This is a genomic window from Streptomyces sp. NPDC051664 (genome assembly GCF_044453545.1).
Classification (GTDB): Bacteria; Actinomycetota; Actinomycetes; order Streptomycetales; family Streptomycetaceae; genus Streptomyces.
Window position 1 is genome coordinate 154,976 of record NZ_JBITCU010000012.1, and the last position, 13,973, is coordinate 168,948.

The following is a 13,973-nucleotide window of genomic DNA, read 5'->3' on the forward strand; positions in this document are numbered from 1 at the left end:
GGCATCGTGAGCGCTGGTACTTCGGATCTCCGATTCGCACGGCGCTGTTCGCTCCGGGGAGGTCCGAGATCCCGGAGGTCGTCGCAGTCGGTGTGCCGTAGCGGTTCTTTAGAGCCGATGGCGTGTCCCCCACACGGAGGGGTGGGGCCCGGTTGTGACACCGGGCCCGGTCTCGATCGGCTGGTCTCCACTCGCCTCGGCCGGAACGGTCACGGCCGTCGTGCTGCGGTGGATCACGCTGTGGAGTTGTAGGCGTGACGCGATCGGCCCACTCCGAAAGTTCCGGATCGGGCGATGGCCACACCAAGAGACTGGACCGGTGGACCGGTCCAGTCAAGCGATGAAATTCGAGTTCCCGAGTAGCCTGATTCGTTGTCGCAGGTCAAGTGTCGTGACGAAGCATCAAAAAAGCTGGACCGGCAGACCGGTCCAGCTCCGATTTGGGTGCTTTTCTACATCGCGTAGGTATCCACCTGCTCGAAGAGGGAGGCAGGCGTGACGCCCTCTTCGCAGACCAGCGGGCGCCCTGCTTGGTCATGCGCCGTGTGCAGGAGAACCGCAACCGCGCTCCCCTCCGCGACCCCCAACCGCTCCGCCTCTACGTTGGTGGCCAGGCGCACGGTGGTGACATCTACTCCTTCGACCGGGAACCGTCCGGTCTGTCGACGGACGTAGCGAGTCGTCCCCTCGGCAATGGGAGCGGTGTCGGAGAGGCGGGGGGCCGCCTCTCCGATCTCGGGCGGGAACCACGCTTCCACGCAGCTATTCGGGCTTCCGTCTGGGAGCTGGAGGACGCGGACACGGCGGAGCGCCTGGACTCCCGACGCGAGCCCAAGAGCGTTGGCGACGCGCGTGGGAGGCGCGGCCCAGTCGGGAGTACCGATCCGGAGGAACGGCATCCCCCCCAAGATGCGCGCGGACCCGGCCCGGCGAGCGCCGGCGGGGCGCGCCACGGGTGTCTCCGTGACGACGAACCCAGTCCCCTGCTTAGCCACCACGACACCGTCGTTGCGCAGCACGTCCACCGCCTTAATGGCGGTCGCCCGCGACACGTCCCACTGTTCGGCCAGGTCGCGGCCGGACGGGATGGTCTCGCCAGGAGCGAATTCACCTGCGGCGATGCGGGCCCGAAGCGACTCAGCGATCTCCTCGTACTTCAGAACAGCCATGGCTTCCTCTACCTCGCACACTGGACTGGTCCACCGGTACACACGATACTGCGAGTATGTCGAATCTCGAATTGGCTCCCTCCGTGATGCGGTTCTATGGCGAGACAGTGAACGAGGACAGCCGCCTGCGCAGCTCGGCAGACGGACGGATGGAGCTGGCCAGGACTCAAGAGCTTCTCCGACGGTTTCTGCCCCCTGCGCCGGCCCGCGTGCTCGACGTGGGCGGGGGGACCGGGATTCATGCCGAATGGCTGGTGAAGGACGGCTACGACGTGACACTGGTGGACCCGGTGCCGCGCCATGTCGAAAGCGCGTCGGCCGTGTGCTCGGCGGCCGTGGGAGACGCCCGCGACCTGAGCGAGCCAGACGACAGCTTCGACGTTGTGCAGCTCCTCGGGCCGCTGTATCACCTGCCCGACGCCGAGGACCGGCATACCGCGCTGGCGGAGGCCCACCGCGTGGTGAGGCCGGGCGGGCTGGTCGCAGCGGCTGCGATCAACCGGTACGCCTCGCTCTTTGAGCACGTGACATACGCCCACCTCCACAAAGAGCGAATCCGCGACTCCGTCTCCAAGATCCTTGAGACAGCCGTCTACGACGGGGTGCGAGGGTTCACCCTGTCCTACTTCCACAGGGCTGAGGAATTGGCTTCAGAGATGGTGGCGTCCGGACTGACTGACGTGCAGGTTTTTGGGATCGAGGGCCCCGCGTGGTCGCTCGTGAAGGCAGCCGAGCAACAGCCGGGCGAGGGGCCCACGGATGAGCTGATTGCTTCGGCCATGGAGGCGGCACGCATGGCCGAGCCGTACCCCGAATTGCTCGCTGCCAGTTCGCATCTACTGGCCGTGGGGCGAGCACGCGATTAAAGCCACCCTCGACGTACTAGCACCCCGGCTAGCGGCTGAACCCACCGTTGACGAAGCACCTAGCAGCTAACAACTCGCCGCCGCGCGACTGCAGCCACACACTAGCCAGTGCGTTAAAGTGGGGCCGTGTCCACGTTGGTGGACACGGCCCGCCTCTCCGAGAGAGGCGGAAGACCACGAAGGGCCGACACCGGGTGCAACCAGCGCCGACCCTTCGCCAGGTGGTCTGACTATCGAGCCCGGCCGTCCATGACTCGGCCGGGCTCAGTCATGAGCACATGCCGTAATACGTCCGGGAACACAGTCACATCCAGTACTGCAGGATGCCGACCACCCACTCGATGAACTTCACGATCGCGGAAACCGCAACCAGCCCATCGAAGATTGCCTGACCCATGGACAGGCGTCTCTCTCGACGTGCGTTGTTGCGCTTGCTGCCGTTCGTCATCGCTGCCTCCAACTGATCCCATGGGCCCTGGGATTCAGGGCCTTCACCTCAGCGAGGCGAAGTATGTGAGGGACCGTTAGAAGCAGGCACCAGCATAGGCGATGGCCACGGCCTCGATCGACCAGGGACCACAACTTCTGGGTGGCTGGAACAATCCAACCACTAGATCTGGGGTTTGGTCGCGCATTCGGCCCTAGCGCGTGTCGCGCGTCCAGGGTGCTTGCCTTGACGCGCTTTCGCAGATATGGCCCATCAGATACCGCTGGTCAGCACCCCTCCACGCCCAGACCTCGGGGAACTCGGCACGAGGAGCGGCGGCAGCAGCTGCGTGACTCAAATACCGCAGGGCCCGCCCGCCGCAGTAGGCGCCCGGATCTGCGGCTCTCCACCCGAACGTGTGTTTGGCGCAACCTTTCGAAGTAACTACCGCGCCATCGGTCGCGCCCCATCCTCTGAAGGCACTGGAGCGCAAGGGCTTCCGTAGCAGGCAGGCGGCCCTCGCACCTGGTGGGCGGTGGCACCGTCACGGGCCCGGGGGCATCGTGGAGGCATGAGCGTGCCCGTCATCGTCCAGCAGATCAGTGTCGACGGCGGCCGCCGCGTATCCGTCCGCAGCGGGGGCGAGACCCACATCCTCGGCATCGCGTACAGCGACGTCGACGTCATCGAGTTCCTGCGCCGGGCCGGGCTTAATGACCCGGGTCTCCTTCTCGATGACCCTGCATGGGTGGAGTGGCGCGGCGGCCGGCCACACGAGTGGGTCGCCGCGTAGACACGCCGCGAAGACTCAAGTCCCCGCGGCTCCCGCCCCGAGCGAGCGCCGGCCTCTTCGCGCGAGCAGCCGCTCGGCGCCACGATGCTCCAGGAATGCACCCTGTTCAATCCGTTCGGCGGCCAGGAGCCGGGGCTCCTCGCCCCCGGCCGGGACCGTCGGAGAAGTAGTCGGGCCGGTCCCGAGACGGCGGCGCATCGTGCTCAGGGTCCCCGAAGGGGATCCCTTCGTCCTTCTCCCCGATTCGATCGTGAACCGAAGGGGGCCCATACCGGAGATCATCACGGCACGACTAGATCCCCGGGAGACGAAACAACGGGGCTCCCGGTCGGCGACGGGGTAGTTGGGGCAGCCGGGGTTTCGTTGTGGCCGGGAGTCAGTAGGACACCGAGAGCGGTGGCCACACACACCGCCGAGCTGATCGCCCCCACCAGGTCACCGCGAGTTCGGACACCACTAAGAGACCACGAGGTGTACTTGAAGACTCCGACGCCAATGAGAGTTCCGACGATGAGGAGCAACGCCGGCAGCGAGCCGATCTGGACAGTCAAGGCAGGGCCTCCTGACTCAGGGCCCGTCTAGCAGACGGGCGCGCTTGGCCCCTGCCGATGCACGGGCCTCGCCCCTTCGTGGGAGTGGCCCGGTCCTAGACAGCAAGAAAGCCCGACTCAAATCGAGTCAGGCTTCGTGTGGTGTCCCGAAGCCCACCCAGAAGAGGCTCGGGCATATCACCCAAGACGTTCTGGCGGGCAGGTCCTCGGACTTGGCCGTCCGAAGACGACGACACCGTTGCGGGACAGTTCCGGATTCACACCGGATTTCCCTGCTTCCAGGGCACAGCATAGCCCGCGCGAGGCGGCTTCGCCGCCGACTTCGTCGTGACCGGAACGGTCACGAGGCGCGCCCGCCCTGGGCGAGCACAGTGCGCCCCAGCCCGCGAGGGCGTGAGGGCATGAAGAGCCAGCGGGCGCGCTCAGGCCTTTGCTGGGGTTGCTTTTCAGACATCTTCAAAACTCACGGTCGGTAAGTCGACCGCGCGCTACCTCTACCTTTCTCGAAAAAAGTAGAGGCAACTAGAGCCGAATACCCGTCTTTTCGTAACTCAACGTAGCTGTTTCCAAACGTTGACAGCCGAGAGTCGCCGTTAGCGCCGCGAACGCACGTTCCAGTTGCCAAGGTCTTGCTACGGTCCGGAGGCAAGAAAACGCCCCCGATCGCGAGTACTTGGCGGTGCGTGCGATCAGGGGCCCAAGCCATTGGAGGCTCTCATGAGTGTCACCCTTGACCCCGGGGCTCTGTCAAACCCCATGCCGAAGCCATGGGTCGTTGGAGTAATTGTCATTGTGCTGGTGCTCTCGCCCTCGGTCGCACAGATCGCTGACGCCTACGCGAACGCCCCTGCTCTGGCATCTGTGGTGGCTGCTCTTGGTACAGCAGCGGCGTACCGTAACCAGGGCAACCGCACCTGCCCGCCTGCCGCCCGGTGAGCCCGTGAACCGGCCGGTCTGACCGTCACCGGCCGATGTGGCTAGAGCTGCGGATCAGAAGATCGCGGCGAGGCGACCGATGTAGCCCGCCTGGCCCTGGCCGGCTCAGGGGGCCAAACGGGGGGCCAAAGACAGCAGCTTTCCTCGTACTCCCATGGACGACTACGGACAGAGCCTTGCGCGCCAACCCTGGCACAACAGCAGGCGCACAAGGTCACTTGAGTCCGTAATTGCGTTCGGGACGAAGAGGTCGTGGGTTCAAATCCCGCCACCCCGACAGCTGAAACAGCAGGTCAGAGGCCCATTCGCTTGATCGCGAATGGGCCTCTTCCTTGTCCGGGGCGCAATCATCGAGGGTCGGACGAGGTCACGCCGGAACGGGACCGATGTCCGGGGTCGTGCGCATCTCCCAGGGCACCACCGGCGTGCCGGGCAGCCCCGAGACCGACGGCCTCTTCGGCGGCCAGGTCCGGCTCGCCGACCACAACCACAACGGCAAGGCAGATCTGGCCGTCCCTGCACCCCTCGAGAACGGTCGCAACGGGGCCCTGTGGACCCTGCTGGGCGCCTCGTCCGGCCTCACCGGCTCCGGTTCCAAGGTCTTCGGCTCCGACGACTACGGCCTCGCGAACGGATCGCGCCTCGGGGAGTCGCTGCTCGACCGAGCCGGGCGAGCGATTCCGGTTCGACCGGCCCGGCGGACCCCAGAAGGAATGCGGGAGATCTCCGAAGTGGTGCTGCACCCCGGGGACGGCGGCCCTGCCCGAGCCGCGCGGCCGTCCGTCCTACTGTTCCTTCTCCAGCCCCGACCGCAGTTGTACGAAGCCCAGTTCGGCCGCCCGCACCGCGTCCTCGTACACCTTGTCCGCACTCTCCCCCGCGTCGATGCGCCGCCAGTTCTCCAACGCCAGGATCCGCTGTACGGCGATGATCTGCCCCGCCGCCAGCCGGTCCGGTACGCCGTCGCCCAGCGCGCGGGCGAGCGCCGCCTCCGAGCGGCCCTGGTATCCGTACATGCGGGCCACCAGCGACGGTGTCCCGTACAGCATCCGGTGGAACGCCAGCACCTGCGGGTGATCGCAGAGCCCGGTCACCGGGTCGCGGCGCTCCAGGCCGTCCAGGAAGTGGCGGCGCAGTGCGTCCAGCGGCGATTCGTCCTGCCCGCAGGCCGCGACCACCCGGGCCGCCTCGTCCTCGTGGTCGGCGAACCGGTGCAGCGCCAGGTCCTCCTTGGCCGGGAAGTACCGGAACAGCGTCGGCTTGGAGATGTCGGCTGCGGCCGCCACCTCCGCCACCGAGACCTTGTCGAAGCCCCGCTCCAGGAACATGGCGATCGCGGCATCGGAGACCGCCTGGTACGTCAGCTGCTTCTTCCGCTCACGCAGACTGATCGGCGCCTGCGCGGCCGGCCCGGTTCCGGTCTTCTCTCCGCTCATGACCATGAAGGGTACGCCCTTGACCTCAACCGGACTTGACGTCCGAGAGTGATCGCACGGGCGCCGGACAGGCCGGTCGCCAGGTGACGGAGAGGTGTGATCCGCATGCGTGTGCCGCTGGTCAGGGAGCTGGGCGGCCCGGAGGTACTCGTTCCGGCCGAGATGCCCGACCCGGTGCCGGGGCCCGGCGATGTGGTGATCGACGTGAGCCACGTTGACACGCTCTTCGTGGAGACCCGGATCCGGTCGGGTGCGTTCAGTGACTGATCTCGACGCCTCCGGCGGCATGGGCACCCTCCTCGTGCAGCTGACGCACGCGGCAATCGCCCATGCCGCCGCGGTGGCCCGCGGCGACCGGAAGACGGCACTGGACGTACTCCGCGTCGGACAGCTGTACGTCCGCGATGCCGCGCAGCGTGATGCCATGCCGCGCCACCTCCGTACGGCCCTGGAAGCTGCGGGGGCCCGTGCGCCTGGCCGGACACGCACTGGCCGAGGCAGCGGCGGGACGGCTGCGTCCGGGGATCGGGCGCGTCTACCCGCTGGAGCAGGCCGCCGAAGCGCATACGGCGATCGAGGAGCGCAGCCTGCTGGGCAAGGTGCTGCTGAGCGCACGGGAGGAGTGACCGGTCGAGGCAGGAACCGGAACGCAGGAGAACGGCGCCCCCACTCCCCCGCCCATTCCGTCCTGCACCCCTCCCGCCCGTCCTCGGACCGGTGCCTCAACGCAGCAAGGTCTACACCGGCCGGTTCGCGGCGAACCAGCGGACGTACGCACCACCGACCTCCTGGACCGTCGGCACGCGGGGCAGCCCCAGTGGCTCCGCGGCCGCCGCCAGCACCTTCCGTATCCGTCGGGCCCCCTGCGACAGCAGCCGCCACTGCGGCTCCGGTCCCGGACCCAGGGCCAGCGCGGTGCGGATCACATCCGTGTAGACGGACTGCGCCCGCTTGTACGCGAGAAGCGTCGGCAGGTCTCGCTCCCATCCGTCCGAGCTGCCGGGCCGGGCGCACTCGACCGCGTCCCGCCAGATCGCCGCGATCCGCCACTGCTCCACCGCCGGGTAGCGCATCAGATGAAGGTGTGTCGCCAGGTCGTACAGCGGGTCGCCGACCATCGCCAGCTCCCAGTCGATGGTCCACAGATCGCCATCCGGATCGACGATGAAGTTCTCCCGGTGCAGATCACCGTGGATGAGGGCGAACGGGCGCGGCGTCAGTCCACCGCCCACCCGCCGCAGCCGGTCCAGTCCGTCGTCGCGGAGGCCCAGTTCCCGGAAGAGAGAGCCGTAGCGCGGTGCGTGCCGGCGGTAGACCTGGTGCTCGGTGAAGTGGATGAGGCGCATCAGAAAGGCAGTGGAGTCGTCGCCCGGGCCTTCGGGCCACCGACCCTGACCCGGGCCGTCCGCCCGGCTGATCCGGTATGGGTCGATCGAGACCAGTTCGCGGAACAGCAGCCCGAGTTGACGCACATGGCGCGCCGACAGCGGTCGCCCGGGAGGGCAGATCTCGCCGAGCGTCCGCCCCTCGATGAATGTGTAGAGGGAGACCGTCTCGCGCTCGACGACCGCGGGGATACGAGTGATGCACCCCTGAAGGGCCCGGACGAGTTCCTTCTCAGAGGGGAACCAGCGCAGATCGAACCAGAACAGCCCCGCCCGCGGATCCCGGCACTTCCACCAGGTCTGCGCGGTCGAACCGCCGCCCGCCGGAAGCGGAAAGGCGTACGTCTCGTGGTGGTAACCCTTCAATGGGCCCACCAGCAGGCTCTCGTCCGGGACGAGCGCGGCAGCACGCATCCGGGCCTCGGACGCCCGCGCCGGGGGCACCTGCCCCGCGTCCGCCCGGTCCGACGGCTGCGCGGCGACGGAAACCGGGAGCGCCGTCACGGGAGGGCCCGGCCCGTCGCGGCTGCCGTGCGCCTGCCGCGGGCCCCGCAGCCCGGTGCGGCCAACTCGTCACGATCCATACAAGGAAGGTACAACTTCCTGTTGTACTACCGCACTTGTGCCTGCAGCCCGTTCGCCGCATCGGCGAGCACCTGCATCGAGTCGAGGACGGGAACCGCTCCGCCCCGCGACAGCGCCATTCGCTTCTCGGGCTTGCGGTGGAACCCGATGAAGGGCATCCCGACCGCGTTCGCGGCCTGCCAGTCGGTGGCCGCGTCGCCGATCATCAAGTGCGCCGCGACCCCAGCTGCCGAGTCCCGCATGACCTCGTCCAGAGCCCATGGATTCGGCTTCATGAGCGCAGCATCCCCCTCGTTCCTGCCGATCACCGAGGAGGGTGCGAAGTACTTCGACAGCGACTCACGCTCGAGGTAGCGCTTGATGGCGTCCGGGTGGTTGTTGGACGCCACCGCCAGCCGCCGGCCCGCTCCGGCCCATGCCTTCATGAACTCCGCGGCACCCGGTGTCGGCTCGGCATGCTCGGCCGACTTGATCTCCCAGGCGGTGAGGACGCCCTGCATCTCCGAGGCGGCAGAGCCCCACGCTTCGGACGCGCCGCGGCGGGCGGTGCGCTCCGCGTAGCAGCTGAAGATCGCGTGGGGGTCGGTGCATCCGCGCACCTCGTCCACTTCCAGACGGTGCGATGCGGCGATGTCCAGCAACTCTTCGGCAATGCGGCCGGCCACACTGTCCTTGCCTTCATGGCCACCGGCGAAGAGCCGGGCGATGGGTCCGTCGAAGTCGAGCACGACGCAGGCGGCGCGGGACAGCAGGTCCGTCGCCCTCGCGACGGACACGGCCGGCAGGACCGTCGTGCTTCGGGGAGACGCAGGGGTGGTCGTGGCGTGCGACACGATCAGAAATCCGCCCTTGTGGCTAGTTTGTCCCAGTTCGAGTCAAAGAATGCCTGAAACGTGCGCACAATGCCGACTTGGTCGGGTGTGGAGTCGGCCGAGGCGCGATACGGAAAGAGGGTGGCCCCCGTACCGTAGGCGTCGTAGATCGCGACTTCCTCACGGTCCGGAGGGAGCGGGATGGTGCCCTCTTCGGTCACGTAGAAGCCCTGCAGCGCCAGTCGGCGGTTCAGAATGTACAGCTTCATCTGCGGTGCGAACGGCACCAACCGCACCTCGACATCGACTTCGGGCACGAACCCCTGGTAGCGGAGTTCGAACAGGGCCTCGCGGAGCATGGTCGCGTGGCTCTGCAGGATCCCCTTCAGCCGCCGCCGCACCCGCGGATCGTCCGTCCCGTCCACCGGGCGGGGGATGGCGAGATGAGGGAAGTCGCAGTCGGGGAGCATCAGCCGGGCCGTGATGCTGCGGGGCGGCCTGATCTCCCCGGTCATGATGCGGTTCTTCTGGTCGGACACCCGGGCCGCCAGCGACTCCGTGGTCATCGAGAAGACATCGAGCTTCACCTGCGTGGCCTCGAACGCCTCTTCCAGGTAAGGCTTCAGCAGCACCGGAGGAACGCGCTCCGAGACGACCGCCCACACGTCGTCGCCGTCGTCGTCCCCACTGTCGTCCCTGTTCTCGACGGAGGGGCTGTTGCGCTGCGGGACGACGCCGGACTTCGGCCCTTCACTGACGAACGTCCCGCTGCCCTGCCGGGTGACGATCAGCCCCTTGCTGCTGAGCAGCTTCAGCGCTTCCTTGACCGTCGCACGCGAGACATCGAAACGGTCCGCAAGCTGCTCATGCGTGGGCAGCCGGTCGCCGGGCCGCCACACCTCGCTGTTGATCCCTTTCAGCAGCTCATCGGCGATCCGCTTGTACTGATGCGCGCTGTTGCCAGCCGGAACAGGTTCATGGCTCGTCACCTCTCAACCATACAACTACCGGACACGCGACAGGAGATGGAGCTCGCAACCAACCGAATCGTCATCGCATAGTCATCAACTTACCTACACAACCAGACAAGTTTGCGAACTCCACTCCGCAGGGAACCATATCCACACGCCAACCAGTCAAATTCATAGGGGAGTTGAGTGGTTGCCGGGAGTCACAGGTATCGCGTCCGAGCGGCACAAAGGTGTGCGTGCGCAGACGCCCCTTCACCACCGGAGGAGTGACCGCCATGCCATTCATCACGCTGGGACTCGAGCAGTTCGTTCAGTGGAAGTACGGCCTCATGGGCACGGTGGGCTTCACCCTGCTGGCCCTGGGTCTCAAGACCGGCAGCCCCAACTGTGCGGGGGCGGGAGCACTCATCCTCGCGCTGCTCCTCGTCCCGACCGATTCCTGATCAGAACACATCCGGGCACCAGGCCCGTCGCCCCGCCCGGAACACCCTGTCGGCCACCGCCGCCGCACCCGGCGTGAGCTGCTCGACCCGGCCCAGCGCAGCCAGCCGCAGCGCCGATTCGTCGCCGAGGTAGAGCGTCCCGAGCTCCCGTACGTCCAGGGCCAGATCCGCGCTCCGCGTCGTCGGTGCGCACGAGGCGCCGTCCGGGGATGCGTCCAGGCGGAAGCGGCCGCCGGCGAGGCCCTCCGGGTCGTGGATCTCCAGGGTCAGGGAGGCCGGGGCCGCGTAGGTGCGGGCCTCCAGGGCTCGTACGACGTCCAGGACCCGCACCCACATCCAGTCCGCCTGCGTCACGACGCGGGCCGCGCGCGGGTCCGGGAGGAGAAGGGGGAGCAGGTCGTCGGGGGCGCGGTGGCCCGAGCGGACCGTGGTGATCCAGTCGATCGAGCAGACGAAATGCCACAGCGCCCGTTCCGCCGCCGGGGTCTCGGCGATCAGGCCGAGGACGGACGCCCGGTTCAGCGGTTGCTTCGCATCGCCCCACTTGTCGTCGGCGCGGTAGACGAGCAGACCGTCGACCGCCCCGTCCGCGTTGCGGTACACCGCGTGGAACGGTTCCGTCCACGATCCCGGCACAGGCACGTCCTCGCCGGTGTTCAGCTGCCACCAGCGGTCGCCGCGGCTGACCACGCCGTGCTGCCGGGCGCGCAGCCGGTCGTGCAGAGCCGGGCCGAGCTTGCGTACCTCCGCGCCGTCCACCAGGTCGATCCGACCGCCGCCGTCCGCAGCGGACGGGCCCGACCAGCGCGGGTCCAGGCCCGCCCGGGGGACGTCGATCTCCCACTCGGTGGTCCAGGCGGCCGGGCCGAACCCGTACCGCCCGTAGATCGGGTACTCGGCGGCGATCAGCGTGGCGACCACGTCACCGCGGTCCTTGGCCGCCGCCAGGTCCGTGGCCATCATCCGGCTGAGCAGCCCGCGACGGCGGTGCGTGGGCGACACCGTGACGTTGGTGACCGCGTCGGACGGCACCGTGGCGCCGCCGACCACCGTCAGCTCCTGCGCGAACGAGCGGAACGTCGCCACACACCGGCCGGCGTCGAACACCCCTTGGGTCCGGGCCAGATCAATGTGCGGGAGGCGGCTCGTGACCTCCCCCTCCGTCACCGTCGGCGGGCGCAGAAAGCCGGTGTTCACGGCGCGCAGCCAGTCGGGGAACTCCGATGCGGTGACGGGGCGGACCTCAATGCTCATGCGCCCCACGCTAGGCATGCGGTCCGTGGGATGTCGCCCGGTTTTCCGTCGCCACGGATCCGGTCAGAAAGCCGCCCGGATCTCGCCCACCTCCGCGCTGCCGCCCAGCAGCGGCGCCCGTCCGATCCGGTCCACCACCGGTGCGTCGACGCCGAGCAGCTCCAGCGACCTGGCCAGCACCGGGCCGAGCGCCCGGCCCCCGCCGTCAGTGATCTTGAACGCCAGCGCCCGGCCGTCGGGCAGCGCCACCGCCTGGACCGCCTCCGCGCCCATCTTGGAGAGCGTGCCCGGCACCTCGCGCATCAGCCAGGTGTCGGGCCGCCGGGTGCCCGCGACGTACTCGGGGTGGGCACGCATCGCGTCCGCCACCCGGCGTTCGGCGGTGCCCTCGTCCGCACGCACGAACGAGCGGAACGCCCGCGCCAGACCCACCAGGCTGATCGCCATCAACGGCGCCCCGCAGCCGTCCGTACCGACCGCCGCGACAGGTTCGCCCGCCGCCTCCTCCACCACCTGGTGGACCAGCTGCTGGAGCGGGTGCGCCGGGTCCAGATAGGTCGCCCGGTCCCAGCCGTTGAGTGCGCACACCGCGAGCATGGCGGCGTGCTTGCCGGAGCAGTTCATGGTGATGCGCTCACGGACCTGGCCCGCGGCGAGGTACGTCTCCGCCTCAGCAGGGTCCAGCGGCAGATCGGGCGGGGTCTGCAGATCCTCGGGCGTCAGTCGGTACTCGGCGAGCATCTTGCGTACGAGGTCGAGGTGGAACACCTCGCCCGAGTGGCTCGCGGCGGCCAGCGCCAGCCGCTCCCCGGAGAGGTCGAGCCCGGCCCGCAGCACGGCGGCGGCCTGCATCGGCTTGTTGGAGGAGCGGGGGAAGACCGGCGCGTCCGGGTCTCCGAGGGTCCGCTCCACACTGCCGTCCGCTGCCAGCACGACCAGGGAGCCCCGGTGGTGGCCCTCCACGAAGCCGGAACGTACGACCTCGGCCAGAACGGGAAGAGCGGGGCCGGCGGGCAGCGCGGGGGACGCCGGGGATATGAGAGGTGTGGAGGTCATGGGGGCGGCCTTCCGGGCGGGGCGAGTGACCCGCCCCGCCCGGAAGGATCGCTTCAGGCGAGCAGGTCGTCTACTTGTGCTTCCCCATCACGGTACCTGCGGGCGATCTCGGCGCTGCAATCGTCAGCGGTACGTTGCAGCTGGTGACGGCGGCGGGAGACCTGCTGCTCGTAGCGGACGAGCCGCCCCATCGCGGTGTACAGCTCTTCGTCGGTGCGGGCGTCGAGGTCGGAGAGTTCGACCTCGGCGAGCGTCTCGGCCGCCAGTCGGCGGAACTCGTCGCTGCGCGGTGTGGTGAGCGTGACATGCCGGGCGGAGGAACGGTGCCGGGACGGGGTGTCGGCGAGGATCTCGGAGAGCCGGTCCACGACCGGCGTCTCGGGGTCCCGGCGGCGGGCCAGCTCGGCCCGCAGGATGTCGATACGGCCCTGGATCAGACGGCGTACGTAACTGAGGTCGGCCTCGTCGCGCTGCGAGTCACGGCGCAGGCTTCGCAGCTCCGGCAGCTGCAGGGCGCCCAGCTCGGGCGGTGACTGCCCCGGCAGTCGCTCGTCGATGCCCGGACCGGTCCGCTGCACGGGTGGCCGCATGGCGCCGGCGGTGGTATCGGTACTGGTTGTGGCACGCGTGACCGGTACGGCACCGGCTGGGTGCCCGGCTCCATATGTACTCATGCTTTGTCCATCCCCTCGACCGGTGCGTCGGCACACCGCCTCCGTGCATCGTGCCATTCCGTACGGTGACTACGCAGGTGCTCTGTACCCGTTCAGCCCAAGATAGGTTGGTCTGTATGCGTGCAGTGATACAGAGGGTGTACGGCGCGAGCGTCACGGTGGCCGACGGCGCGGGCGACGGAAGCGGGCCCGCGGTGGTGGGCGAAATCGTCGGCGAGGGACTGTGTGTGCTGGTCGGAGTCACCCATGGGGACACCGTGGAGAAGGCGGCGCAGCTCGCCCGCAAGCTCTGGTCGGTCCGCATCCTGGAGGGCGAGAAGTCCTGCTCCGACGTGAATGCACCGCTTCTGGTGATTTCGCAGTTCACTCTCTACGGGGACGCCCGGAAGGGCCGCAGGCCCACCTGGAACGCCGCGGCACCCGGCGAGATCGCCGAACCACTGGTCGACGAGGTGGTGGCGCAGCTGCGGGCGCTGGGGGCGCACGTGGAGACGGGCCGGTTCGGAGCGGACATGCGGGTCTCGCTCACGAACCATGGCCCGTTCACCCTCCTCGTCGAGGTCTGAGCGGAGTCCGGCGGGGAGCCGGACGCGCGCACGGAGGGCCGCGGAAGAT

16 protein-coding genes and 1 riboswitch are annotated in these 13,973 nt (G+C 68.5%); of the genes, 6 read left to right on the forward strand and 10 right to left on the reverse strand.

Features of this window, described 5'->3' with window-relative positions; translation table 11 throughout:
• Positions 1-452: 452 nt before the first annotated feature.
• Positions 453-1,169, reverse strand: a complete 717-nt coding sequence (locus tag ACIA8E_RS23175; protein ID WP_399301192.1) for a GntR family transcriptional regulator — start codon at positions 1,167-1,169, stop codon at positions 453-455.
• Between the two features lie 56 nt (positions 1,170-1,225).
• Between ACIA8E_RS23175 and ACIA8E_RS23180 the strand changes: the two genes are divergently transcribed.
• The gene (locus ACIA8E_RS23180) at positions 1,226-2,035 is read left to right on the forward strand and encodes a class I SAM-dependent methyltransferase (protein WP_399301194.1); all 810 of its coding nucleotides are present in this window, start codon (positions 1,226-1,228) and stop codon (positions 2,033-2,035) included.
• Positions 2,036-2,339: 304 nt separating this feature from the next.
• On the opposite strand, the gene ACIA8E_RS23185 is transcribed toward ACIA8E_RS23180, so the two are convergent.
• Positions 2,340-2,483, reverse strand: a complete 144-nt coding sequence (locus ACIA8E_RS23185; RefSeq protein WP_399301196.1) for a hypothetical protein — start codon at positions 2,481-2,483, stop codon at positions 2,340-2,342.
• Positions 2,484-3,033: 550 nt separating this feature from the next.
• Between ACIA8E_RS23185 and ACIA8E_RS23190 the strand changes: the two genes are divergently transcribed.
• The gene (locus tag ACIA8E_RS23190) at positions 3,034-3,255 is read left to right on the forward strand and encodes a hypothetical protein (protein WP_399301198.1); all 222 of its coding nucleotides are present in this window, start codon (positions 3,034-3,036) and stop codon (positions 3,253-3,255) included.
• Between the two features lie 730 nt (positions 3,256-3,985).
• A riboswitch (cobalamin riboswitch) is annotated at positions 3,986-4,120 on the reverse strand.
• Between the two features lie 1,407 nt (positions 4,121-5,527).
• On the opposite strand, the gene ACIA8E_RS23195 is transcribed toward ACIA8E_RS23190, so the two are convergent.
• Entirely contained in the window at positions 5,528-6,184 is a 657-nt protein-coding gene (locus tag ACIA8E_RS23195) for a TetR/AcrR family transcriptional regulator (protein ID WP_399301200.1), read from the reverse strand.
• Between the two features lie 99 nt (positions 6,185-6,283).
• On the opposite strand from ACIA8E_RS23195, the gene ACIA8E_RS23200 reads away from it, so the two are divergent.
• Positions 6,284-6,445, forward strand: a complete 162-nt coding sequence (locus ACIA8E_RS23200) for a hypothetical protein (RefSeq protein WP_399301202.1) — start codon at positions 6,284-6,286, stop codon at positions 6,443-6,445.
• Here the strand turns inward: ACIA8E_RS23200 and ACIA8E_RS23205 are convergent.
• Positions 6,435-6,614: a hypothetical protein gene (locus ACIA8E_RS23205; protein WP_399301204.1), complete on the reverse strand. Its 180-nt coding sequence runs from the start codon at positions 6,612-6,614 to the stop codon at positions 6,435-6,437. The two genes, ACIA8E_RS23200 and ACIA8E_RS23205, sit on opposite strands and share 11 nt — an antisense overlap.
• Before the next feature lie 31 nt (positions 6,615-6,645).
• Here ACIA8E_RS23205 and ACIA8E_RS23210 point away from each other — a divergent pair, with 31 nt between their 5' ends.
• A complete protein-coding gene (locus ACIA8E_RS23210; RefSeq protein ID WP_399301206.1) occupies positions 6,646-6,804 on the forward strand; it encodes a zinc-binding dehydrogenase in 159 nt (52 codons plus the stop codon).
• A gap of 111 nt (positions 6,805-6,915) precedes the next feature.
• Here ACIA8E_RS23210 and ACIA8E_RS23215 read toward each other — a convergent pair whose 3' ends face one another.
• From ACIA8E_RS23215 to ACIA8E_RS23225, 3 genes are all read right to left on the reverse strand, one after another.
• The gene (locus tag ACIA8E_RS23215; protein WP_399301208.1) at positions 6,916-8,067 is read right to left on the reverse strand and encodes a phosphotransferase family protein; all 1,152 of its coding nucleotides are present in this window, start codon (positions 8,065-8,067) and stop codon (positions 6,916-6,918) included.
• Between the two features lie 107 nt (positions 8,068-8,174).
• Entirely contained in the window at positions 8,175-8,924 is a 750-nt protein-coding gene (locus ACIA8E_RS23220; RefSeq protein ID WP_399301209.1) for an HAD family hydrolase, read from the reverse strand.
• A 59-nt stretch (positions 8,925-8,983) separates the two neighbouring features.
• Positions 8,984-9,949 carry a GntR family transcriptional regulator gene (locus ACIA8E_RS23225; protein ID WP_399301211.1) on the reverse strand — a complete coding sequence of 322 codons (966 nt, stop codon included), beginning with the start codon at positions 9,947-9,949 and terminating at the stop codon, positions 8,984-8,986.
• Between the two features lie 257 nt (positions 9,950-10,206).
• Here ACIA8E_RS23225 and ACIA8E_RS23230 point away from each other — a divergent pair, with 257 nt between their 5' ends.
• Positions 10,207-10,374: a hypothetical protein gene (locus ACIA8E_RS23230; protein WP_399301213.1), complete on the forward strand. Its 168-nt coding sequence runs from the start codon at positions 10,207-10,209 to the stop codon at positions 10,372-10,374.
• Here the strand turns inward: ACIA8E_RS23230 and ACIA8E_RS23235 are convergent, their stop codons facing one another.
• The 3 genes from ACIA8E_RS23235 to ACIA8E_RS23245 form a co-directional block, all read right to left on the reverse strand.
• Entirely contained in the window at positions 10,375-11,628 is a 1,254-nt protein-coding gene (locus ACIA8E_RS23235) for a GNAT family N-acetyltransferase (protein WP_399301215.1), read from the reverse strand.
• Between the two features lie 63 nt (positions 11,629-11,691).
• Positions 11,692-12,684 (reverse strand): asparaginase, encoded by a 993-nt coding sequence (locus tag ACIA8E_RS23240; RefSeq protein WP_399301217.1) that lies wholly within the window; start codon positions 12,682-12,684, stop codon positions 11,692-11,694.
• A 53-nt stretch (positions 12,685-12,737) separates the two neighbouring features.
• Positions 12,738-13,358, reverse strand: coding sequence for an ABC transporter substrate-binding protein (locus ACIA8E_RS23245; protein WP_399301219.1), 621 nt, complete (start codon positions 13,356-13,358; stop codon positions 12,738-12,740).
• A gap of 116 nt (positions 13,359-13,474) precedes the next feature.
• Here ACIA8E_RS23245 and dtd point away from each other — a divergent pair, with 116 nt between their 5' ends.
• Entirely contained in the window at positions 13,475-13,924 is a 450-nt protein-coding gene (dtd, locus tag ACIA8E_RS23250) for a D-aminoacyl-tRNA deacylase (RefSeq protein ID WP_399301221.1), read from the forward strand.
• Positions 13,925-13,973 lie beyond the last annotated feature (49 nt).